Origin of the sequence: Pseudomonas sp. NFACC13-1, from assembly GCF_900104425.1 — a bacterium.
Lineage (GTDB): Bacteria > Pseudomonadota > Gammaproteobacteria > Pseudomonadales > Pseudomonadaceae > Aquipseudomonas > Aquipseudomonas fluorescens_AA.
The window spans coordinates 178,189-201,757 of record NZ_FMXV01000004.1 but is presented as its reverse complement, the minus strand read 5'-3'; the positions used below and the strand labels follow the sequence as shown (position 1 = coordinate 201,757).

19 protein-coding genes are annotated in these 23,569 nt (G+C 56.5%); 13 read left to right on the top strand and 6 right to left on the bottom strand.

Features of this window, described 5'->3' with window-relative positions:
• The first annotated feature begins 20 nt into the window (after positions 1-20).
• The 10 genes from hutH (BLQ55_RS07590) (at position 21) to mdoH (ending at position 13,762) form a co-directional block, all read left to right on the top strand.
• Positions 21-1,544, top strand: a complete 1,524-nt coding sequence (gene hutH / locus BLQ55_RS07590) for a histidine ammonia-lyase (RefSeq protein WP_092253199.1) — start codon at positions 21-23, stop codon at positions 1,542-1,544.
• 128 nt (positions 1,545-1,672) lie between these two features.
• On the top strand, positions 1,673-3,205 hold the full coding sequence (gene hutH / locus BLQ55_RS07585; protein ID WP_092253197.1) for a histidine ammonia-lyase: 1,533 nt from the start codon (positions 1,673-1,675) through the stop codon (positions 3,203-3,205).
• 109 nt (positions 3,206-3,314) lie between these two features.
• Positions 3,315-4,517 carry an imidazolonepropionase gene (gene hutI / locus BLQ55_RS07580; RefSeq protein WP_092253195.1) on the top strand — a complete coding sequence of 401 codons (1,203 nt, stop codon included), beginning with the start codon at positions 3,315-3,317 and terminating at the stop codon, positions 4,515-4,517.
• Between the two features lie 11 nt (positions 4,518-4,528).
• Positions 4,529-5,332: an N-formylglutamate deformylase gene (gene hutG / locus BLQ55_RS07575; protein WP_092253356.1), complete on the top strand. Its 804-nt coding sequence runs from the start codon at positions 4,529-4,531 to the stop codon at positions 5,330-5,332.
• Between the two features lie 250 nt (positions 5,333-5,582).
• Entirely contained in the window at positions 5,583-6,530 is a 948-nt protein-coding gene (locus BLQ55_RS07570) for a choline ABC transporter substrate-binding protein (protein WP_092253193.1), read from the top strand.
• Positions 6,531-6,683: 153 nt separating this feature from the next.
• On the top strand, positions 6,684-7,595 hold the full coding sequence (locus BLQ55_RS07565) for an alpha/beta hydrolase (RefSeq protein WP_256326548.1): 912 nt from the start codon (positions 6,684-6,686) through the stop codon (positions 7,593-7,595).
• 105 nt (positions 7,596-7,700) lie between these two features.
• Complete coding sequence (pip, locus tag BLQ55_RS07560; RefSeq protein WP_003196909.1) at positions 7,701-8,672, top strand: prolyl aminopeptidase; 972 nt, start codon at positions 7,701-7,703, stop codon at positions 8,670-8,672.
• Positions 8,669-9,106, top strand: coding sequence for a D-aminoacyl-tRNA deacylase (gene dtd, locus BLQ55_RS07555; protein WP_092201114.1), 438 nt, complete (start codon positions 8,669-8,671; stop codon positions 9,104-9,106). Before pip ends, dtd begins: the two co-directional genes overlap by 4 nt.
• A gap of 320 nt (positions 9,107-9,426) precedes the next feature.
• Positions 9,427-11,199, top strand: coding sequence for a glucan biosynthesis protein G (locus tag BLQ55_RS07550; protein WP_092201394.1), 1,773 nt, complete (start codon positions 9,427-9,429; stop codon positions 11,197-11,199).
• Positions 11,192-13,762, top strand: coding sequence for a glucans biosynthesis glucosyltransferase MdoH (gene mdoH, locus BLQ55_RS07545; protein WP_092253191.1), 2,571 nt, complete (start codon positions 11,192-11,194; stop codon positions 13,760-13,762). Before BLQ55_RS07550 ends, mdoH begins: the two co-directional genes overlap by 8 nt.
• 231 nt (positions 13,763-13,993) lie before the next feature.
• On the opposite strand, the gene BLQ55_RS32435 is transcribed toward mdoH, so the two are convergent.
• Positions 13,994-14,503, bottom strand: a complete 510-nt coding sequence (locus BLQ55_RS32435; protein WP_256326547.1) for a CgnE/CgnB domain-containing protein — start codon at positions 14,501-14,503, stop codon at positions 13,994-13,996.
• Positions 14,504-14,981: 478 nt separating this feature from the next.
• Here BLQ55_RS32435 and BLQ55_RS07535 point away from each other — a divergent pair, with 478 nt between their 5' ends.
• The gene (locus BLQ55_RS07535) at positions 14,982-16,130 is read left to right on the top strand and encodes a PheS-related mystery ligase SrmL (protein WP_092253189.1); all 1,149 of its coding nucleotides are present in this window, start codon (positions 14,982-14,984) and stop codon (positions 16,128-16,130) included.
• A 125-nt stretch (positions 16,131-16,255) separates the two neighbouring features.
• On the opposite strand, the gene BLQ55_RS07530 is transcribed toward BLQ55_RS07535, so the two are convergent.
• Together BLQ55_RS07530 and BLQ55_RS07525 are read right to left on the bottom strand one after the other, a co-directional pair.
• Complete coding sequence (locus BLQ55_RS07530; RefSeq protein WP_092253187.1) at positions 16,256-16,597, bottom strand: DUF6124 family protein; 342 nt, start codon at positions 16,595-16,597, stop codon at positions 16,256-16,258.
• Between the two features lie 528 nt (positions 16,598-17,125).
• Positions 17,126-18,112, bottom strand: a complete 987-nt coding sequence (locus BLQ55_RS07525; RefSeq protein ID WP_092253352.1) for an RHS repeat-associated core domain-containing protein — start codon at positions 18,110-18,112, stop codon at positions 17,126-17,128.
• Between the two features lie 507 nt (positions 18,113-18,619).
• On the opposite strand from BLQ55_RS07525, the gene BLQ55_RS07520 reads away from it, so the two are divergent.
• Complete coding sequence (locus BLQ55_RS07520) at positions 18,620-19,810, top strand: aminotransferase class I/II-fold pyridoxal phosphate-dependent enzyme (RefSeq protein ID WP_092253185.1); 1,191 nt, start codon at positions 18,620-18,622, stop codon at positions 19,808-19,810.
• Positions 19,807-20,742 carry an NAD(P)-dependent oxidoreductase gene (locus BLQ55_RS07515; RefSeq protein WP_092253183.1) on the top strand — a complete coding sequence of 312 codons (936 nt, stop codon included), beginning with the start codon at positions 19,807-19,809 and terminating at the stop codon, positions 20,740-20,742. The genes BLQ55_RS07520 and BLQ55_RS07515 overlap by 4 nt, the downstream gene beginning before the upstream one ends.
• A 214-nt stretch (positions 20,743-20,956) precedes the next feature.
• Here the strand turns inward: BLQ55_RS07515 and BLQ55_RS07510 are convergent, their stop codons facing one another.
• From BLQ55_RS07510 to BLQ55_RS07500, 3 genes are read right to left on the bottom strand one after another with little or no spacing between them, the layout of a single operon-like run.
• Complete coding sequence (locus BLQ55_RS07510) at positions 20,957-21,727, bottom strand: ABC-2 family transporter protein (RefSeq protein WP_092253181.1); 771 nt, start codon at positions 21,725-21,727, stop codon at positions 20,957-20,959.
• Positions 21,728-22,516 (bottom strand): ABC-2 family transporter protein, encoded by a 789-nt coding sequence (locus BLQ55_RS07505; RefSeq protein WP_092253179.1) that lies wholly within the window; start codon positions 22,514-22,516, stop codon positions 21,728-21,730. It lies immediately after the preceding gene.
• A gap of 2 nt (positions 22,517-22,518) precedes the next feature.
• The gene (locus BLQ55_RS07500) at positions 22,519-23,529 is read right to left on the bottom strand and encodes an ABC transporter ATP-binding protein (RefSeq protein WP_092253177.1); all 1,011 of its coding nucleotides are present in this window, start codon (positions 23,527-23,529) and stop codon (positions 22,519-22,521) included.
• Between the last annotated feature and the right edge of the window lie 40 nt (positions 23,530-23,569).

Sequence of the window (23,569 nt, the reverse complement as noted above, 5' to 3'; positions counted from 1 at the left end):
TTGTACAGACGAGGTTGAGGATGTCCCAGGCTGAAAAAATCGTAATCACCGGCGCTCCGTTGCGCTGGCAAGACGTCGTCGCCGTCGCCCGCTTCGGTGCCGAGCTCGAGTTGTCGGCCCAGACCTGGGCGCGGATCGACAATGCCCAGGCCATCGTCCAGCGCATCGTCGAAAGTGGCGAGCGCGCCTACGGTGTCAACACCGGCCTGGGGGCCTTGTGCAATGTCTCGCTCAAGGACGAACAGCTCAGCCAACTGTCACGCAATACCCTGCTCAGCCATGCCTGTGGCGTCGGCGCGCCGCTGACGGATGAACAGACCCGGGCGATCCTCTGCGCCGCCATCCTCAACTACAGCCAGGGCAAATCCGGCATCCATCGTCGGGTGGTCGAGGCGTTGCTCGCACTGCTCAATCGCGGCATCACGCCGCGAGTGCCATCCCAGGGTTCGGTGGGTTACCTGACCCACATGGCCCACATCGGCATCGCGCTGCTGGGGGTTGGTCAGGTCAGCTATCGCGGACAAATAGTCCCGGCGCAACAGGCCTTGGCCGCCGAGGGTTTGCAACCGGTGCAACTGGGGGCCAAGGACGGTCTGTGCCTGGTCAACGGCACGCCGTGCATGACCGGCCTCAGTTGCCTGGCCCTGGCCGATGCGACGCGGCTGGTGCAATGGGCCGATGTGATCGGCGCCATGAGCTTCGAGGCCCAGCGTGGCCAGATTGCCGCGTTCGATGCCGAGATCGTCGCCCTCAAGCCACACCCGGGCATGCAGCAGGTCGGGAGCAATTTGCGGGCCTTGCTCGACGGCAGCGAGGTCATCGCCGCGAGCCTGGGCATTCGCACCCAGGATGCCTTGAGCATCCGCTCGATTCCCCAAGTGCACGGCGCGGCTCGCGATCAGTTGGCCCACGCCCGGCAACAGATCGAAACCGAACTCAACGCAGTCACCGATAACCCGCTGTTGCTGGGTACGCCGGAAAACTTCCGGGTCATGTCCCAGGCCAATCCCCACGGCCAATCGGTGGCCTTGGCGGCGGATCTGCTGGCGATTGCCATGGCCGAAATCGGCTCCATCGCCGAGCGTCGCCTCGACCGCCTGATCAACCCCCACGTCAGCGGCCTGCCAGCCTTCCTGGTGGCCAATCCCGGCGTGAACTCGGGGATGATGATCGTGCAATACGTCGCCGCGTCGCTGTGCGCGGAGAACAAGCAACTGGCGCAACCGGCGGTGCTGGACAATTTCGTCACCTCCGGTTTGCAGGAAGACCACCTGAGCATGGGCACCAACGCCGCCCTGAAGCTGCACCGGGCCCTGGAAAACTGCACGCAGATCCTCGCCATCGAATACCTGCTGGCGGCCCAGGCCTTTGAGTTTCTCAAGGCCCAGCGTTTCGGCGTCGGTACCGACATCGCCTGGAAACTGCTGCGCGAGCGCGTGCCGGCCTACGATCAGGACCGCTGGCTGGCGCCGGACATCGCCAGTGCCGCCGGGTTGCTCAAGGATCCCTTTGTGCTGCACAACGCTTTACCTGATTTGAATTGATCGAAAAGCGCCAGCGTGCCAAGACACCCATTGCCCACAAGGCATCGCCCAAAGCGAAGGTGACGGATAACGGAACATTCCGGAGCGACTGGCGGGTGAAAAAACAAAACTCTCAAAAGGAGCAATACATGACTGCCTTAAACCTGATTCCCGGCCAATTGAGCCTGGCTCAATTGCGTGACATCTATCAGCACCCGGTGACCTTGAGCCTCGACGCCAGTGCCTCGGCGCAGATCGAGGCCAGCGTCGCCTGCGTGGAACAGATCCTCGCCGAGAACCGCACCGCCTATGGCATCAACACCGGTTTTGGCTTGCTGGCCTCGACCCGCATTGCCAGCGAGGACCTGGAAAACCTGCAGCGCTCCCTGGTGCTGTCCCATGCCGCCGGCGTGGGCGAGCCGATCAGCGATGCGCTGGTGCGCTTGGTCATGGTGCTCAAGGTCAACAGCCTGAGCCGGGGTTTTTCCGGCATCCGTCGGCAGGTGATCGATGCGCTGATTGCGCTGATCAATGCCGAGGTCTACCCGCACATTCCGCTCAAGGGGTCGGTCGGTGCGTCCGGTGACCTGGCGCCGCTGGCCCACATGTCCCTGGTGCTGCTGGGTGAAGGCAAGGCCCGCTACAAGGGCGAATGGCTGCCGGCCGTCGAGGCGCTGAAAATCGCCGGTCTCGCGCCGTTGACCCTGGCCGCCAAGGAAGGCCTGGCGCTGCTCAACGGCACCCAGGTCTCCACTGCGTTTGCCCTGCGTGGCCTGTTCGAAGGCGAAGACCTGTTTGCCGGTGCCCTGGCCCTGGGCAGCCTGACGGTGGAAGCGGTGCTCGGTTCGCGCTCGCCGTTCGACGCGCGCATCCATGCCGCTCGCGGCCAGAAAGGCCAGATCGATGCTGCCGCCGCTTACCGTGACCTGCTGGGCGAGCGCAGCGAAGTCTCCGACTCGCACCAGAACTGCGACAAGGTCCAGGACCCGTACTCCCTGCGTTGCCAACCGCAAGTGATGGGCGCCTGCCTGACCCAGTTCCGCCAGGCCGCCGAAGTGCTGGTGATCGAAGCCAACGCCGTGTCGGATAACCCGCTGGTGTTCGCCGCCGAGGGTGACGTGATTTCCGGGGGCAACTTCCACGCCGAACCGGTGGCGATGGCCGCCGACAACATGGCCTTGGCGATTGCCGAAATCGGCTCCCTGAGCGAACGGCGGATTTCGTTGATGATGGACAAGCACATGTCGCAGTTGCCGCCGTTCCTGGTGGCCAATGGCGGGGTGAACTCCGGCTTCATGATCGCCCAGGTCACCGCGGCGGCCCTGGCCAGTGAAAACAAGGCGCTGTCCCACCCCCATTCGGTGGACAGCCTGCCGACCTCGGCCAACCAGGAAGACCACGTCTCCATGGCCCCGGCCGCCGGCAAGCGCCTCTGGGAAATGGCCGAGAACACCCGTGGGATTCTGGCCGTGGAATGGCTCGCGGCATGCCAGGGGCTGGACCTGCGCGGCGGTTTGAAGACCTCTTCCAAACTGGAGCGGGCCCGTGGTCTGTTGCGTGCAGAAGTGCCGTTTTATGAGAAGGATCGGTTCTTTGCGCCGGACATCAATGCCGCCACTGAGTTGCTGGCGAGTCGGTGCCTGAACGAATTGGTCACGGCGCAGTTGTTGCCGAGCCTGTAAGGGCCTCATCGCGAGCGAGCTCGCTCCCACACGGTTTCTGATGCACTCAAAACCCCTGTGGGAGCGAGCTTGCTCGCGATTCGATTTTGAACGCGACGAGGAAACCGGGATGAAAACCCTCTGGCAAAACTGCCACGCCGCCACCATGGCCCAGGGCGTCTACTCGATCATCGAAGACGCCGCCATCGTCACTCAGGGCGAGCACATTCAATGGATCGGCCCGCGTGCCGAATTGCCGATGGGGGACTACCCGGCGGTCAACGACCTCAAGGACGCCTGGGTCACGCCGGGGTTGATCGACTGCCACACCCACACGGTATTTGGCGGCAACCGCAGCGGTGAGTTCGAACAGCGCCTGCAAGGCGTCAGCTATGCCGAAATCGCGGCGGCCGGCGGTGGCATCGCCAGTACCGTGCGCGCCACCCGCGCCGCCAGTGAAGACGAACTGTTCGCCAGCGCCGCCAAACGCCTGAAAAGCCTGATGCGCGACGGCGTGACCACGGTAGAGATCAAGTCCGGCTACGGCCTGGACCTGGCCAGCGAACGCAAGATCCTGCGGGTCATCCGTCGCCTCGGTGACGCATTGCCGGTCAGTGTGCGCAGTACGTGCCTGGCGGCCCACGCCTTGCCGCCGGAGTACAAGGATCGCGCCGATGACTACATCGAACACATCTGCACCGAGATGCTGCCTGCCCTGGCGGCCGAGGGGTTGGTGGACGCGGTGGATGCCTTTTGCGAATACCTGGCGTTTTCCCCGGCGCAGGTCGAGCGGGTGTTCATCACCGCGCGACAACTGGGCCTGCCGGTGAAGCTGCATGCCGAACAGTTGTCGTCTCTGCACGGTTCCAGCCTGGCGGCGCGTTACCAGGCGCTGTCGGCCGATCACCTGGAGTTCATGACCGAGGACGACGCCAAGGCCATGGCCGCTTCCGGCACCGTGGCGGTATTGCTACCGGGGGCGTTTTATTTCCTGCGGGAAACCCAACTGCCGCCCATGGACGCCTTGCGCAAGCACGGTGTGAAGATCGCCGTGGCCAGCGACCTCAACCCCGGCACCTCGCCGGCGCTGTCGCTGCGCTTGATGTTGAACATGGCGTGCACCTGTTTCCGCATGACCCCGGAAGAAGCCCTGGCAGGGGCGACGATTCATGCGGCCCAGGCCTTGGGCATGGCCGCCACCCACGGTTCGCTGGAAGTCGGCAAGGCCGCGGATTTTGTCGCCTGGCACATCGACCGCCCGGCCGACCTGGCGTACTGGCTCGGTGGCGATCTGGAAAAACGCGTCGTGCGTCACGGCGTGGAAATCGATTGAGGAGAATGGTTGTGGAGAAGGTCCTGAATTTCAAGCAAGGGCGCGTGCCGCTGTTGGTCAGCATGCCCCACGCCGGCCTGCGCCTGACCCCGGCGGTGAAGGCCGGGTTGATTCCCGAAGCCCAGAGCCTGCCGGACACCGACTGGCACATTCCCAAGCTCTATGAGTTCGCCAATGAGTTGGGCGCCAGCACCCTGGCCGCCGAGTATTCACGGTTCGTCGTCGACCTGAATCGCCCTTCCGATGACACACCGATGTATGTCGGCGCCACCACCGGTTTGTACCCGGCGACGCTGTTCGATGGCGTGCCGTTGTTTCGCGAAGGGCTGGAACCGTCGGCCGAGGAGCGGGCGACGTATCTGCAGCAAGTCTGGATGCCTTACCACCAAGCGCTGCGGCAGGAACTGGCGCGGCTCAAGGACGAGTTCGGCTACGCCTTGCTGTTCGACGCCCACTCGATCCGTTCGGTGATCCCGCACCTGTTCGACGGCAAGCTGCCGGACTTCAACCTCGGTACGTTCAACGGTGCCAGTTGCGACCCGACCCTGGCCAGCCAGCTCGAAGCCATCTGCGCCCGCCACGGCCAGTTCACTCATGTGCTCAACGGGCGTTTCAAGGGCGGACACATCACGCGGCACTACGGCAACCCGGCCGAAGACATCCACGCGGTGCAACTGGAACTGTGCCAGAGCACCTACATGGAAGAATTCGAACCGTTCAACTACCGCCCGGATCTGGCGGCGCCGACCCAGGTGGTGCTCAAGGAATTGCTGGAAGGTTTCCTGGCGTGGGGACAGCAGGCTTACAAGAAATAAACACCACGCGGCTCCCCGCTGGACTGTAGGAGCTGACGAGTGCAACGAGGCTGCGATTTTTTCATCAGCGCTTGAGTCTCAAGTGAATCAAAAGATCGCAGCCTTCGGCAGCTCCTACAGGTCTAGTCGCCACCGTGCAAAACCGAGTCGCCACAGTTCATCTTGACCCCCTCGACGCTGCGTAATGTTCCGGTCACGGTGCGCGAAGACACCGCCCTACAATAATCCGCTGCCGCACGAGACCCTCGCGATGAAAAGACTGTTCAAACGCTGTCTGTCGTTCCTCTGCGGTACCGTTCTACTCAGCACCGGGGCGATGGCCGCTGAGCCTGCGTCCTGCCAGACCGTCCGCATGGGCGTGGTCAACTGGACCGATGTGATCGCCACCAGCGGCATGGCCGACGTACTGCTCACCGGCCTGGGCTACGACAGCAAGCAGACCAGCGCCGTGCAACAGATCATCTTCGCCGGCATCCGCGACAAGCGGCTCGACATCTTCCTGGGGTATTGGAAGCCGGCGATGGACAAGAACATCGCCCCGTTCCTGGCGGCCAACCAGGTGAAGGTACTGGACAAACCAAGCCTGGCTGACGCCCAGGCCACATTGGCCGTACCGGATTACGTGGCGGCGGCGGGGCTCAAGACCTTTGCCGACATCGCCCGGTTCAAGGATCAGCTTGGCGGCAAGATCTACGGCATCGAGCCGGGCAGCGGTGCCAACACCACCATCAAGACCATGATCGAGACCAACCACTTCGGCCTCAAGGACTTCAAGCTGATCGAATCCGGTGAAGCAGGCATGTTGGCGGCGGTACAGCGGGCGGTGAACCGCAAGGAGTTCGTGGTCTTCGTCGGCTGGACCCCGCACCCGATGAACATCAACATGAACATCACCTACCTGACCGGCAGCGAGGACGTCTATGGTCCGAACGAAGGCGCCGCGACCGTGTCCACCGTGACCGCGCCGGACTACGCCCAGCGTTGCCCGAATGTGAGCCGGCTGTTGGAAAACCTCACCTTCACCGCTGCCCAGGAGAGTCAGTTGATGGTGCCGATCATGGAGCGCAAGACACCTCAGGACGTCGCCCGCCAATGGCTGCGCGAGCATCCCGAGGATCTTCAGCGCTGGCTGGCCGGCGTGACCAGCTTCGACGGCAAGGACGGTGTGGCGGCGGTGCAGGCCAGTCTCAAGGACTGAGGCGATTTTCCGGGCACTGATAACCCTGTGGCGAGGGAGCTTGCTCCCGCTTGAGTGCGCAGCGCTCACAAGATTCTTGGGGCGGCTGCGCCACCCAGCGGGAGCAAGCTCCCTCGCCACAAAAGCCTCCGAGCCACACCACGGCAAACCACGATGACCTACCCACTCTCCCAGGCAATGTCAGCCTTCATCGACAAAACCCTGAGCTTCACCAGCCCGGACGACAGCCTCGCCGGTTCGCGCCAGGCCTACAGCCAGATGTGCCGGGCGTTCACTGCGCCTTGCCCGCCGACGCTGGCCATCGAGGATTTCGAACTGGCCGGCGTGGCGGTGCGGGCCTATTACCCGCAACGTGCGGCGCCGCTCGCCGGCTGGCCATGCATGCTTTACCTGCACGGTGGCGGTTGGGTCGTGGGGGACCTGGATTCCCATGACTTCATCTGCATGGAACTGGCCGCTGAGTTGGGCGCGTTGGTGGTGGCGGTGGATTACCGGCTGGCCCCGGAGCATCCGTTTCCGGCCGGTTTCGAAGATTGCCTCGCGGTGTGGCGCCATTTGGCGGACGTTCCGTTTGCCATCGACCCCCGTCGCCGGCTGGTGGTCGGTGACAGCGCCGGCGGCAATCTCGCCGCCGCGTTATGCCTGGCCTTGCGCGATGCCGGGCAACCGTTGCCCCGGGCCCAGGTCTTGATTTATCCGGCGCTCGGTGGCCCCGCGGATCTGCCGTCGCGTCACGAGTGCTTCGATGCCCCGCTCCTGAGCAGTCGCGACCTGGAGCGCTATGAGGCGCTGTACCTGGGTGGCGCTTGCCCCTCGCCTTATGCCATGCCGTTACTCGCCGACAACCTGGACGGCTTGCCGCCAGCGCTGATTGTCGTCGCGCAATGGGATCCGCTGCGCGACGACGGCGTCCTTTATCGCGAGCGGCTGAACGCCGCAGGGGGGGACGCCGTGCTGTATGTCGGCGACGGGCTGGTCCACGGTTGCCTGCGTGGCCGGGGCCAGGTGCCGGAGGTCGATCGGATGTATCGGGCGCTGCTGGCGTATCTGGCTGACATGCTTTGACTGCGCAGGGGACATGCTCATTAAGGTCATTCGGGTTTATGATGCCGGACGGCAGACTAAATAGAAGTCCCTACAGGGATGACTCGACCCCTTACGGAGCGCGCAATGCAGACTTTGTACCCGCAGATCAAACCCCATGCCCGGCACGATCTGGCTGTCGATGACACCCACACGCTCTATGTCGATGAAAGCGGTTCCCCAGAAGGCCTGCCAGTGGTGTTCATTCACGGCGGCCCGGGTGCCGGCTGCGATGCGCAGAGCCGTCGCTACTTCGATCCGAACCTGTACCGCATCGTCACCTTCGACCAGCGCGGTTGCGGTCGGTCCACCCCCCACGCCAGCCTGGAAAACAACACCACCTGGGATCTGGTCGAAGACCTGGAGCGTATCCGCAAGCATTTGGGGATCGAGAAATGGGTGCTGTTCGGCGGTTCCTGGGGCTCGACCCTGGCCCTGGCATACGCCCAGACTCATCCGGAGCGGGTGCATGGCCTGATCCTGCGTGGGATCTTTCTCTGCCGTCCACAGGAAATCGAGTGGTTCTATCAGGCTGGCGCCAGTCGCCTGTTTCCCGACTACTGGCAGGACTACATCGCACCGATCCCGCTGGACGAGCGCGACGACCTGCTCAGCGCTTTCCACAAGCGCCTGACCGGCAACGACCAGATCGCCCAGATGCACGCGGCCAAGGCCTGGTCCACCTGGGAAGGTCGTACCGCCACCCTGCGTCCGAACCCGCTGGTGGTCGATCGCTTCTCCGAGCCGCAGCGGGCGCTGTCGATCGCCCGGATCGAATGCCACTACTTCACCAACAACGCTTTCCTCGAACCCAACCAGTTGATTCGCGACATGGGCAAGATCGCCCATCTGCCAGGCGTCATCGTGCACGGCCGCTACGACGTCATCTGCCCATTGGACAATGCCTGGGAGCTGCATCAGAACTGGCCCAACAGCGAACTGCAGGTGATCCGCGACGCCGGCCACGCCGCCTCGGAGCCGGGGATTACCGACGCGTTGGTGCGCGCTGCCGCGCAAATGGCCCGACGCCTGCTCGACTTGCCGCCCGAAGAAGCATGAAGGGGCTGTTGCAACGGGTGCGCGGCGCCCGGGTCGAGGTGGCAGGCGAGATCGTCGGGGCCGTGGACCAGGGCTTGCTGGTGCTGGTGGCCGTCGAACCCGGAGATACCCGGGCCAGCGCCGACAAACTTCTGCACAAGCTGCTTAACTATCGAGTGTTCAGCGACGCTGAGGGCAAGATGAACCTGTCCTTGGCGGATGTCGGTGGTGGATTGCTGCTGGTGTCGCAATTCACCCTGGCGGCGGACACCAAGAGCGGTCTGCGCCCGAGTTTTTCCACGGCTGCGCCTCCGGCCCTGGGCGAAGAATTGTTCAACTATTTGTTGAGTCAGGCGAAACAGGTGCATGGCACTGTGGCATCAGGTAGATTCGGCGCCGACATGCAGGTTCATCTGGTCAATGATGGCCCGGTAACCTTCCTGTTACAGTCCTGAAAGCGTTAGAAACATCTTTTCGGTTCTGTTTCGAGGTAAAACGGTGAGTTTTCTCGATAAATACTTTGCTACCCCTGATGCGTTGTCACGCGGGCTACTAGATAATCGCGCGCTACGGGGGATCAGCGTTCGCTGGTCCATTTGACTTAGGTAGAGAGTTGTCCTGGACCGTTTGGGGAATCATTTTGCCCCGTCGGAGTCGGAACAATGCTCGCCAACTTGGCAAGAGTGGTCAGCAGGAGCGGTTTTTCAGCGCCGTTACCGTGCAGATACTTTATCTGGCCGTTGGTTTTTTGATCAGTTTTCGGCGAGGGTTGCTCGTGATTGTTAGTCCCTGTAATGCACCAAAAATGACGGCCAAACGGTTGAGAAGCGCCCTGGTAACGGGCTCGGCCCTGTTGTGCCTGCTCGGCGCGGGCCAACTGTGGGCATTCAGCCTGGATGATGTATCGGCGAAGGCACAAGAATTGGCCGGGCAGAAGTTCGAAGCCCCGCGCAGCAATTTGCCGAACGAATTCCGCGAAATGAAATTCGCCGATTATCAGAAAATTCGTTTCCGCACCGAAAAAGCTGAATGGGCTGACCAGAAGACCCCGTTCCGGCTGTCCTTCTATCACCAGGGCATGCATTTCGACACGCCGGTGAAGATCAACGAAATCACCGCGACCACCGTCGACGAGATCAAGTACGACCCGACGCGTTTCGATTTCGGCGACGTGAAGTTCGATCCCAAGGCCACCGAACAGCTGGGCTACGCCGGTTTCCGCGTGTTGTACCCGATCAACAAGGCCGACAAGCAAGACGAAATCATGACCATGCTGGGCGCGAGTTATTTCCGCGTCATCGGCAAGGGCCAGGTCTACGGCTTGTCCGCTCGTGGCATGGCCATCGACACCGCGCTGCCGTCCGGTGAGGAATTCCCACGCTTTCGCGAGTTCTGGATCCAGCGTCCGAAACCGACCGACAAGCACCTGGTGATCTTCGCCCTGCTGGATTCGCCACGGGCCACTGGCGCCTATCGCCTGACCTTGCGTCCGGGCACCGACACCGTTGTCGACGTGAAATCACGGGTGTTCCTGCGTGATCGGGTCAACAAGCTGGGCATCGCCCCTTTGACCAGCATGTTCCTGTTCGGCGCCAACCAGCCGTCCAAGGTGCTGAACTACCGTCGTGAACTCCACGATTCCAGCGGCCTTTCCATCCATGCCGGCAACGGCGAGTGGATCTGGCGTCCGCTGAACAACCCCAAACACCTGGCCGTGAGCAACTTCTCGGTAGAAAACCCGCGTGGTTTCGGCCTGCTGCAACGTGGTCGTGACTTCAGCCACTACGAAGACCTGGATGACCGTTACGAAAAACGTCCAAGCGCCTGGATCGAACCGAAAGGCGACTGGGGTAAAGGGACTGTCGATCTGGTTGAAATCCCTACCGCCGACGAAACCAACGACAACATCGTTGCGTTCTGGAGCCCGGAAAAACTGCCTGAACCAGGCCAGCCACTGGACTTCGCCTACCGTCTGCACTGGACCCTCGACGAAGCCAACCTACACTCGCCGGACAGCGCCTGGGTCAAGCAGACCCTGCGTTCGACCGGTGACGTGAAGCAGTCCAACCTGATCCGTCAACCGGACGGCAGCGTGGCCTACCTGGTGGATTTCGAAGGGCCGTCCCTGCAAGCGCTGCCTGAAGAGGCCGAGGTGCGTAGCCAGGTGAGCGTTGGCGACAACGCCGAGATCGTCGAGAACAGCGTGCGCTACAACCCTGAAACCAAGGGCTGGCGCCTGACGCTGCGCCTGAAGATCAAGGACCCGAGCAAAGCGACCGAGATGCGTGCCGCATTGGTCAGGCCGCTTGTCCCTGTCGAGCTGCCAGCCACCACGCATTCCGTGACCACGCTGGCCAAGGCCGACAAGGTCGCCAAGCAGCAGAGCGAAAAAGAGCAAGCCAACGAGCAGGCCGGCGAGCCGAAAGAGGCCAAGGCCGTCAAGTCGTCCGCCGCTGCCGCCGAGCCGACCCCAACCCCACAGGAACCGGAGCAGACTGAACAAGTCCTGACCGAGACCTGGAGCTACCAGTTGCCTGCCGATGAGTAATACGTCCGTACAACCAGAATCTCTGAGTGAGTATCTGGCCCATTTGCCGATGACCGACGAGCAGCGCGCCGAGCTGGCGGACTGCACGTCATTCAGCGAATTGCACCAGCGCCTGGCTTCTTCGACATTCGACGCACCCAACGAGGCCGCGCAAGCCTCGGTGGGCCGTCGCCTGACGCTGAGCACCGCCGAGGAACTCGAGGACGCCGAAATGCTGGCCCTCGATGCCAACGGCCGGGTGTGCTTGAAGGCGACGCCGCCGATTCGCCGGACCAAGGTCGTGCCGGAACCGTGGCGCACCAATATCCTGGTGCGCGGTTGGCGGCGCCTGACCGGGCGTACCAACCCGCCGAAGCCGCCCAAGGATGAGCGCGTGCTGCCTCATGCTCGCTGGCGTACCGTGGGTTCGATCCGCCGCTACATCCTGCTGATCCTGATGCTCGGCCAGACCATCGTTGCCGGTTGGTACATGAAAGGCATCATGCCGTACCAGGGCTGGTCGCTGGTGGATCTGGACGAAGTCTTGCACCAACCGCTGCTGCAGACGGCCACGCAAGTGCTGCCGTATGCGTTGCAGACCAGCATCCTGATTCTGTTCGGGATCCTGTTCTGCTGGGTGTCGGCGGGTTTCTGGACGGCGCTGATGGGCTTTCTCGAATTGCTCACCGGCCATGACAAATACCGCATCTCCGGCGCCAGCGCTGGCAACGAGCCCATTCCCAAGGACGCCCGCACTGCGCTGGTGATGCCGATCTGCAACGAAGACGTGCCGCGGGTATTCGCCGGTTTGCGCGCGACCTTCGAGTCGGTGGCCGCCACCGGCGACCTGGATCGCTTCGACTTCTTCGTGCTCAGCGACAGTAACGAAACCGATATCTGCGTGGCCGAACAGCAGGCCTGGCTGGATGTCTGCCGTGAAACCGGGGGCTTCGGCAAGATCTTCTACCGCCGTCGTCGCCGTCGCGTGAAACGCAAGAGCGGCAACCTCGACGACTTCTGCCGGCGTTGGGGCAGCGACTACAAGTACATGGTCGTGCTCGACGCGGACTCGGTGATGAGCGGCGAATGCCTGACCAGCCTGGTCCGGCTGATGGAAGCCACGCCGGACGCCGGCATCATCCAGACCGCGCCGCGAGCCTCGGGCATGGACACGCTGTATGCGCGCATGCAGCAGTTCGCCACCCGGGTGTATGGTCCGTTGTTCACTGCCGGACTGCACTTCTGGCAATTGGGCGAATCCCATTATTGGGGGCACAACGCGATCATCCGCATGAAGCCGTTCATCGATCACTGCGCCTTGGCGCCGTTGCCGGGTAAAGGCGCGTTCTCCGGCGCGATCCTGTCCCACGACTTCGTCGAAGCCGCGTTGATGCGTCGTGCCGGCTGGGGCGTGTGGATTGCCTATGACCTGCCGGGCAGCTACGAAGAGCTGCCACCGAACCTGCTGGACGAACTCAAGCGTGACCGTCGCTGGTGCCACGGCAACCTGATGAACTTCCGGCTGTTCCTGGTCAAGGGCATGCACCCGGTGCACCGTGCGGTGTTCCTGACCGGCGTGATGTCCTACCTGTCGGCGCCGTTGTGGTTCTTCTTCCTGGTGCTGTCCACCGCGCTGCTGGCGGTGAACACATTGATGGAGCCGCAGTACTTCCTCGAGCCACGCCAGCTTTATCCGTTGTGGCCGCAATGGCATCCGGAGAAGGCCATCGCGCTGTTCTCGACGACCATCGTGCTGCTGTTCCTGCCCAAGCTCTTGAGCATCGTGCTGATATGGGCCAAGGGCGCGAAGGCGTTCGGTGGCAAGTTCAAGGTGACGTTGTCCATGTTGCTGGAGATGCTGTTCTCCATGCTGCTGGCGCCGGTGCGGATGATCTTCCACACCCGCTTCGTGCTCGCCGCTTTCCTGGGCTGGGCCGCGACCTGGAACTCGCCCAAGCGGGACGATGACTCCACGCCATGGAGCGAAGCGGTCAAGCGCCACGGCCCGCAGACTTTGCTGGGCTTCTTCTGGGCCTTGCTGGTGATCTGGCTGAACCCGAGCTTCCTCTGGTGGCTGGTGCCGATCGTGGGTTCGCTGATGCTGTCGATCCCGGTGTCGGTGATCTCCAGCCGCGTGGGCCTGGGCTTGAAGTCCCGTGATGAAAGCCTGTTCCTGATCCCTGAGGAATACGCACCGCCCCAGGAACTGCTGTCGACAGACCAGTACACCCATGAGAACCGTTGGCATGCCCTGAACGACGGTTTCATCCGGGCGGTGGTCGATCCACAACAGAACGCCTTGGCGTATGCGCTGGCGACTTCCCGTCACGGCAAGGCCGAGCCGATCGAATGGCTGCGGGTCGAACGCGTTCGTCACGCCCTGAAAGTCGGCCCTGCCGGTCTCAGCAATGCCGAGCGGCTGGCCCTGCTGAGCGACCCGGTGGCCTTGTCTCGCCTGCACGAGCAGGTCTGGAGCGAGGCGCATCCCGAGTGGCTGGCGGCATGGCGTGAGTCGGTCAAGGCCGACCCTCATGCACCGCTGCTACCGCTACAGCCGGTGAGCGTGCAGCCCCAAGTGGCCTGATACACAAAAAGCCCCGCTTCTGAAAGGAAGTGGGGCTTTTTGTTGGCCTGAGGATTTGTACTTGGGACTTCTGGATTTCGAGTGACTAGCGTTATTGAACAACTGGAGTGACATTGACGTCTGGACTGAGGAAGTCAATGTGAAAGCCGCTGGAACCATCCCCGATAGCCAAGTGGACACCGTTGATGCCCTCATTCATTTGAGAGTTCACCTTGTAATCTATGAAGGTCGCTATTTCTTCGTTGACGCCGATGGCGAATTCGGTGAGTCCGAGTCCTCGAGCCCGGCAGCTAATTTCAATGTTTCGATATGCTCCTCGTTGTCGGCTTGTAAAGACGTGACCTTGTTTTTTACGACTGTCAGAAATCCTCCCGCCTTGGCTACCGAATCTGATAACAGCGCAAGCCTGGCTCGAATGTTGTTGGGTAATTGTGGGTTGGCTTTTCTTAATACCGTTAAGATTCCAGAAATCTTAAGTTTTCCGTTCAAACAGAATGGGCAGCGTTCATGAATATTCATGTGGGCATAGTGCACCTCGAAAAATTCGGCTGCTGAGTGTATGAAGTTCTCTGAAATGTCCTCCTCTATCAAAGCGTAGGGCTCAGCCTGGCGGTTGAGTGTGACTTTTCCGAAAGTGTCTTCGCCTGATAGGAGAAATGAGTCATAGGAGTTAAGCATGTTTAAAAAGAAACGCTGTCTTTCTAACGCTCTTCTGAAATCGCTGTTAAGCAGTAAGCGCAAACCGTAGTTCAGCGCTACTGAAAGACGAATCGAAGACCTGTGCTGCGCAGAAAACGCTCTTCTTGACTGGGGTGGCCTTGGCAATCTCTACCGTGAGCCTGGCCGCGTTGTCGCTGAACGAGAAAATTATGCTATTTCGAGGAAGAGTACTGAGCTCGTGAATGTGCGCAGTGTTTAATCCTTGATGACTGCATTCATCAAGGAATTCCTGTGAGTCTGCAATGCCCCAGAATTCTTCCTCTCCAAAAAGTGTGTGATTAATTCAAGTATTCTAATGTTTGGAATAGGTTTTTTTGAGTTTTTTAGAGTGGATTGTGCTGTTTTTTTGTTTGTTGGCTGCGAAGAGGTTATTTGTGTGGGAAGTGTCTGTAGCAGTTTTCTGAAATTTAAGTAAATGACCCGCTGGCGTTGTTTGGGTGGTCTAGTGTTGATAGGTTTTATTGCTGTTCGTTTGATGTTTTAAACTAAGGGGGCGGAAATGTCAGGTACAAAAAAATATTTGTCTGATACAGCCCTCCAGCAGGCGCTGTCCGTAACAGACCTGACGGAAACACATACACCCGTCCACGCGGTTCGGCTGATGGTCGATGAGATTGTCGAGGGATTGATTCGTAACGGCTGGCCTCGGGCACGTATTCAGACTGGCCCGCGTATCGTGTCTGCCGAAGAAAACTATGGGCTACTGGGCTATGACCCGGCAGAGATCACCTTGGGCAGTGAACACACGCGCTGGGTGAGCGAACATTCGCTATTGCGCACGCAAACCACCAGCCAGATTCCCGTCGCCCTTCAACTGGCTGCTCAAGAGCGCAAGACGGGGGAAATGATCCTGCTCGCCGCTCCGGGCATCACATTTCGCCGCGACAGTCGGGATAGGTGGCATTGCGCCGAACCGCATCAAATGGATGTTTGGGTTCTGGGCGATCCAGAACTTTCGGATCGTGAGCATCTGTTGCGTCTGGTCGGCGATATTCTCGGCGCTGCGGTACCCGATAAGCCTTGGGTCTACAGCGACAGCCCGCATCACTACACCGAGGGTGGAATCGAAGTGAATGTATTGAACGACGGCACCAATGTTGAAGTACTCGAATGCGGCCTCATCGCCACTTCGCTACTGAGGCGATTAAAAATTGATCCTCGGAGCCATGGTGGACTAGTGTTGGGAATGGGCCTGGATCGGTTGACGATGCTACGCAAGGGCATTCCAGATATCCGTTTGTTGCGAGACTCTAACGAACGAGTGCAGGCTCAAATGCAAGATCTGCGGCCATGGAGCGCCGTTTCGCGCTTGCCTTCGATTTCTCGAGATATTTCGGTGGCGGTGTCTCCTGGATTGAGCGAGGAGGTGCTGACGGAGAGGATGCTTCAGGCGGCCGGGGACTGTTCTGGCTGGATCGAGGAAATGCAGATCAAAGGACGTTGGGTTTCATCTGAATTGCCGCCGCAAGCTATTGAGCGACTTGGCCTCCTGGCCGATCAGGAGAATGTTCTACTGCACGTCGTACTGCGTGATTGTTCTCGGTCAATAACGACTGCGGAGGCCAATGCTTTGTATGAAAGGATTCAGTCGGCGTTGCACGAAGGTGCTCCGGGGGCAGGCTACCGAATGGATTTGACGGTACGTTAATGCACTCGCCAATCGTGCTGGTTCCGTCTCCCAGATAAATCAAAATAGCCCCGCCTCTGAAAGAACGCGGGGCCTTTTGTTGGGCGAGTTTTTATCTGCGGTGCTGAGTTTTGCGGCGATGTTGGTCAGTGCTGCGGGTTGACGTTATCCAATAGTCGATTCGCCAACAAACCACTCAGTTCTATCAGTTGCAGGATGCCGAGGGCAACATGGCGTCGTGAGCCTTTCAGGTCGAACGCAAGGTCGCTGACCATGGCATCGGCTGAGGCCAGGGTTTCGCTGAGGTTGGCCAGCAGGCTTTCGGTGTCGATGCCGTCGACGATGGTGAAGAGTTGGCCTGGCGACGGTTTATTCTCGGATTTGGCCTGTTTGGGGTTCAAGTAGTAATCGAGCGCGCGATCAGAGGCTTCCTGGAGTTTCTTGGGGTCTGTTTCTGGTTCGGGTGGGTTGGGTGTGACCTTGTACATGGTTGACGCTCCTAGGGTAGTGGAGCCGCCAGATATCGCTGCTAAACGAGAATGGTGGCGACTGTACGCGGGTTAGCAGACCGGGACCCTAGAACCCGGCAGACCCGAAGGTCTCCCACGCACAACCGCCATGGCATAGATGCGCAAGCGCTGAAGCCTGCTCATGCATGTGGAGAGCGTACGTCTAGGATGTCCAGGCTGCTAAACCCGATCGCTGAACTGACAGCGACCCGCAAACGTTAAAGCCCAGGCCCAAGGCGTACAAGCCGGCGGATTCTGGCGTAGTTGTAGGCAATGGCGCAAGGTTGTGTGGCCTTGTGCTGAAGGGCGAGTTTTGGTGCCCCTAGCATTGGTGCGAACGTGTGGGTGAAAGTCACGCCGTAAGCTGACCCCAGGGAACGAAGTGAAGCGCAACTGCATGAGGGCGGCCGATTGGGGGAGCGTACCCGCATGCCGGGTGGCGTGGCAGGGGAACGGATGAACACGCCGATGGACTGAGTTGTTTTCCATCGTCATACATTGTTGTCCTTAGGTCAGGCTGCCCGTTCGTATCTCATTAGCATTTGTCATTACCCTCGTTTGCCCTGATGCCCGCGGGCTTGAACGCCCCGGGGTTGGAGAGGCGACGCCTGCGGTAGCGTTGGCTAAATCCCCAGGAGTTCGAACTGCCGTGAGCTGCACTAGTTCTCTCCCCCTAATAGCTGCTTTGTGCAGAGTCAGCACAGTACCGCTGACAACGGAAACGGCCGTAATCCCCAAATGGATGCTTAAAGTTATGCCATAGCGAGTTTCAGTAAAAGCCACATTGTCAATCAAGCTCACGGGTATGTAACTAGCCGACGAAGAAAAACTGCTCACGTTGTGAATATGTTTAGCCCACCACCCTAACGTGGGATTTTCTATTCCCGGGATCCACCTTGCGACTCGTTGGGGGATAAAGGGGGGCAGGTAATCAGCAGCCATTTGGACAAGATTACTGGTAAACCAAGCCCATCCAAACCATCTTCCCGTGGGATCGCTACGGTTGACCGGGTCACCCCCGCAATACGCATAGCTATTCAAGCCACCTTTCCCAAAGGGGCTCAAGCTGTCGGAACTGTTGAAGCGCATGAGCCGCGGATTGAAAGCACGGTGTCCGTTTCCCAGCAGGTAGTGACCAGTGGTTGAATCAGCCCGTTCGCCGTTGAAGCCCATAATACTGGTCAAGCCTCCCGCCTTCGGCCGATGACCGTACGGTGTATAAGCTGATCTCCTGCCGAAGGCCGTCAGTACAGAGCCATGTTGGTCGGTCATCAACAACGAAGTGACCAGGCTGTTTCCATTGTGGCTTTCCGCCAATAGCCCTTCCATGCCTTGAAAAATCTGAAGCTGAAGGGGTCCTTGGATTTCCGTAGTCAGCCGGTCTCGTTGATAAAAACGACTGCCCTGGGACTGATCGCCGGGCACGTAGCCGACCAAGCGATCGAGAGCATCGTATCGATATTCAATGAGAAGCCTGTCGGGAGTGGTATCCATGATCATTTTCCAGAAGCCAGACGACTCATTCAGTCTCTGTCTATATGAACAGGTTGTCTACTATCAGAACTGTTAGGTTTCTGGATGTAACGTGTAACTTAAAAATCTCAAGCGCCTTCGCCGAAGATAATGGGTTGGAAGTCTGTAATGGCAGACTTCAGAGAGCTAAAGATATACAAGGTGTTGCTTTGATATATTTAGAGACACTAACGGGGGTATTTTTTTAAAAAACTACTGATACTGACTATATGAGTGCTGGCAAAACGCAATTGACCATAGTGTTTTTATTTCAAGGTTCGCAACTGTGCGAGCAAGCAATGTTACAAAATACATTTCTTGAGGTATTGCTCCGCTCAGGGTGGTAAAAGTAGGACATATTTAGATAACTAGTTATTGGTAGATGAACTTTACATGTAGGCGTCTGGTTATTAAGGTTCGGCACGTCATGGAGGGCAAATCAGGAAACTAAGGTTAGGTTAATATTTGAAATTACCCGGTGGAAGTCTGATGAATTATTTGCCTGATTACAAAAGCCAGAGCCTCACTGAACATGAGGTTTTTGGGCTGTCGGTAAAGTATAACCTTGCAGACGGTCATAGTTATATTTCCGCGAAGAAGCATTTTAGAGGCGTGTTATTCAATTTGCCGGATTTATGGGATGCTGCGGTCGAGACGTCTATCCCGCAAATGGAAATGGCCTTTAAAGATGTTTTTGCAGATTATTTCGCGCTGGCAGGTTTAAAGCGACACAAATATTTTTCGGTCTGTCCCACTGCGTCAAACAGTATAGATATAGTGGGTGCATGGGCGCGTTCAAAAAAATTTAAAATCGGTTTGATAGAACCGACATTTGATAACCTCGCCCAACTACTTCGACGTAGGGAAGTCGAACTTGAAGCTCTTCCGGAAAAAATGTTCTACGATATAGAGCTCCTAGAGAAGGTCATTCGAGACAAAGATCTGAATGCTCTGTTCATCGTCAATCCGAATAATCCCACAGGTTTCGTCTTCGACGCGGTCATGATGGAAAATATCACTGATCTATGTTGCAGGCTAAATATAGTATTAATACTCGACACCTCCTTTCGCTTTTGCCATAAAGCTCCGCTTGACGAGTATGCACTTCTGCTTGAAAAGAATGCATCGTTTATCGTCCTAGAGGATACCGGCAAACAGTGGCCGACATTGGATGCCAAAGCCAGTCTGCTCTCATACAGCGATGATTTGGCTCAGGATATCAGAACCATATACGAGGAAATCTATCTTTGCTGTTCAAGTTTTACACTGAGAGTAATCATCGAATTCATCGAAGCGACATTGAGAAAAGGCGGCCTCGCTTACATGCATTCGATTATTGCCAAAAACTCGGAAATGGTCCGCTCGCAACTCGTAGGGACAAGGGTTTATATTGATGCAGAACATCCGCAATCGGTCATGACGGTCATGTGGCTTAATATAAAGCAAACGGGTCTCTCGGATCTTGAGTTAACGGAATACCTAGCAACTTATGACGTGGCCGTACTGCCAGGAAGGTATTTCTATTGGAGCAGCCATGAGGTTTCAGGGAGCGACCGTATAAGAATTGCTTTATTGAAGCCTGATGATCAGTTCGATCATTCTATTTCACGCTTGAGGCAAGCTCTACTCGAACTGAAGCCGGCCAATAGAATCAACACTGCAGAGAAGGTTTCAGAATGAAAAAGGTCCTGATTACAGGGGATTTTGACATCGATAGAGCGGTATTTCCACACAACATCGAACCCATCCATATTAGACGTCCTGTTGACGAGCAACAGCTTTTAGAGCTATTACCCGACGTGCACGCTTATATTTTGGGCGGGCCGGAGTATTTATCGGTTCGATTGATTGATAAGGCCACTCAACTGAGGCACGTGGTCGTCATGGGGACGGGGATAGCAGGTTTTGTGGATGTTGACTACGCTACAAAAAAATCTATACACCTGACTAATACTCCTTATATGAATGTCCAGGCAGTGACAGAGTTTACATTGGCCATGCTCACCATTTGCCTGGCAAAGGTTCCTGAAAGTATTGAGGGCGTGAAAGAGGGGGGGGGCTGGATACAAACACCGAGGCCTTCTCTATCAGACTTGAGCATCGGGTTTGTGGGGATGGGCGCTATTGGCACCGAGATGGCGCATCAGCTGCGTCTACGTGGTTGTTCGAGAATGACCTACTGGTCTCGAACTAGAAAGCCCGGAATTGAAAAACAACTGAGCATGACGTATGCATCTGTGAAGGACATTGTGGGCACTATGGACGTTGTATGCATTCATCTTGCAGGATGTTCTGAAACGCGATATTTGATTAATGAGGATGTATTGAAAAGTGCGAGCCCAACCATTAAAATCTTTAATATGTCCAGTCCTTGGATCATTTGTCCAGTGGCGCTTAAAGACTTTCTTTGTACTCGCCCGGAAGCGTTTTGCTATATCGATGGTTATTACAATGAGTGGGTAGAAAATAAAGGTCAATTTAAAGATCCGTATGGCCTGCTTTCTCTGTCTACTAAAAACCTAGTGGTAACGTCTCACTTGGCCGCGCAAGAGCAAGGAACAATCAGTGCTATCTTTGCCAAGGCGGTGAAGCAAGTTATTGATTTTCCCTGAAGGTAGATACTGAAGGGCATGGGCACAGCTACCCGGTTTCGTAAGCGACTGTTCTGATAATAATTGCTCTAGCTGTGACTTGAAGTATATAAAGGTAAATCCGGGGGGCGTCGTTGATGCCCCCGATTTGTTATCTAGACACTCCTTTAAATAGCCCATGAGCTAACGCTTTCATGGGCTTGATTGAAAACCTCCGCTGTCTAATCGCTATCTGTTATCCACCGATGCTGTCGAATCGTCTAAATAGATTGTAAACCTGCTTGATGGTCACAAAAAACGTGAGGGTTACCACCATAATAAAGGCTGATACGAACAGCGTGAGTCCATTAAATAAAGCATCTAATGCAACAGATGCAAATACGATCATTGGTAAGGCTGCGATCAAAAAATATAGTAAGATCCTGGAATAGAACGTTGCGGGCAACAGAGCAAACGTAAAGATAGACGAATGAATGTAGTCAACAGGTAGGTCGCGCTGGGTAACAAATGAAAACGAGTTTAGCGCCATAATAAAGGTAACGCTTGCGACCACTCCCGTCAGCATGACAAGCAAATACAAGCCAGAGTTTAATGGACTCGCTAAGAACGGTGAAAAATCTATTTTATTCGAAAGCCCGCAAATGGCCGTCATGAGTAATGCGCTCCATAGATAATGAACTTGGCACCAGCGGAATAAAATCAGTGTCAGCAGGTTAACTGGACGCACCAGCAACATGTCAATCCGGCCCTGTGTGAGCTGCCGAAAAAAACCGGCAATAGCGGAACTAAAGAAGCTGGTTAGCAAACCTCCCAACGTGTATGACATGAAGAAAATGAGTAACCAGTTGGTGTTTATTTCGTCAGTGACAACGAAAGTACTGATGACATCAAAAAAAACAAACTGTAAAGTATAAAGTGTTACTAGCGCAAGCGTGCTGCCGAAAAGATTGGTTTTGTATTTGCCTGCTTCTTTTGCCGCGTTTCTGATCAATATGAGTGCGTGCATTTAACCTCCTACTCCCGAGTATCTGTTGCTAGCGAACTTAAAGGCGATCTTGCAGGCCGCCAACATAATCAGAAACCAGGCAGCATAAAGACTTAGAAGCTCTATAAGTAATTCGCTGCTTGGGCGCAGCAAGAATTCTGCTGGACCACTGATGAGTAATCTAAATGGATTGTATCGCATCAAAGGCTGAAGAAACTCCGGCCAATACGACAGCGGAAGCAACGTTCCACCAATTACATTCGCCAAAATAGCTTGGAAACTGAGTGTCATGTCGGGTCGAGTTAGCCAAAACGTAGACAATGACATTAGGAATCCGAGTAGAAAACAGAACAACAGATTGATCAGGCTCAATATTATGAAGCCTATGACTCCAGGGCCTATAGAGCCTGAAATCATGACGAAAGCAGCGATAATCAATATTGGAACATAATAAAGAATGCTTTCACCCAGAAAAATAAACAGGTTGTACTTAAAATAGCTTATAGGCTTAATGAAAATACCTTCCAGTTGCCCCTCATGTACATTTGTGGAGACTCTAAAAATCAGGTCGTAGGTGTTGTTCAATCGATTTAGCGCTAGCACCGAAACATAATAAAGATAGGTTTCCTTTAACGTATATTGCGGAAGCGTTTCTGCGGTGCCTCCGTGGTAAACAAAACTCCATATGGCAAACTGTATAAAAAATGGTACGCCCGTGGCGATGAGTAGGTCGGTGATTAACATGGACCTGTCTCGATACGCCGAGAGCAACCCTGTTTGAATGAGCTTGTAATAGGCGGTAATGTTCATGATCACTCGTCAGACCAGGTTTTGAAAAGATTGACCACGCTATTCTCAAAATCCAATGAAGAGACTTCCAAGTCGTAGATTCCCTCCTTGAATAAACTGAAGATGGCGCTGATTGATGACCGTGGTACGATGTAGGAGGTCTGGTTTGATCCATCATTGAGAATGCTGAACTCTGGAAAATTTTCAATTGCTTTTTTGAATGCCAGAAGCCCTTTCTCGCTATTAGTGATGTCTTGAGTGCTTACGGTTAGTTTTACATTAGTCCTAAAAGTCCTGCTTAATTCGCGCATGGAGCCGTCAAAGCGAATGCGGCCTTTGTCTATGATAATGGCGTCGTCACAGCAGGCTTCTATATCGCCGAGGTCATGGCTCGTTAGAAATACCGAAAGGTTATTTGTTTTTCTTTCGTGGTTCAGGTATCTGCGTATTTCATATTTGGACGTTACGTCCAGACCGACCGTTGGCTCATCCAGAAAAATCAGTTTTGGAGAATGCAAGAGATTAAGGGTTAGCTCGCATTTTACGCGTTCGCCCAAGCTTAAGTTGCGAACGGGTTTGTGAAGGACCTTGACCAGATTCAAAGCATCAGATAGTTCTGAAAGCCGACGAAGATAGTCAGTGTCTGCAATACCATAAATTTCTTTATAGGTATCAAAACTTGTTTTGACTGGTAGATCCCACCAGAGTGATGTTTTATGGCCGAAGACCACTCCTATTTGCTTGAGAAATTTTTTTTCACGAAGACTTGGATCGCAGCCGAGGACCCTTACTTGTCCGGACGAAGGTTTTTGTATGCCACACAGTATCTTGATCAAGCTGGATTTGCCCGCGCCGTTTGGTCCAATAAATCCAACGGCGGCGCCATTTTTAATCGTGAGCTCTATCGAATCCAGTGCCTGAAATATGTCATATTGTGGTTTTATTAGTTGCTTGCTCCATGCCGTTATACCTTTGGTTTCTCTGGCTAAAGAGTATTTTTTGCAGACTGACTTCAAACTGATTAAATCGTTCATGGATAATACAGGTCTGTGCAAGTGTTTGGAGTGTTTAGCA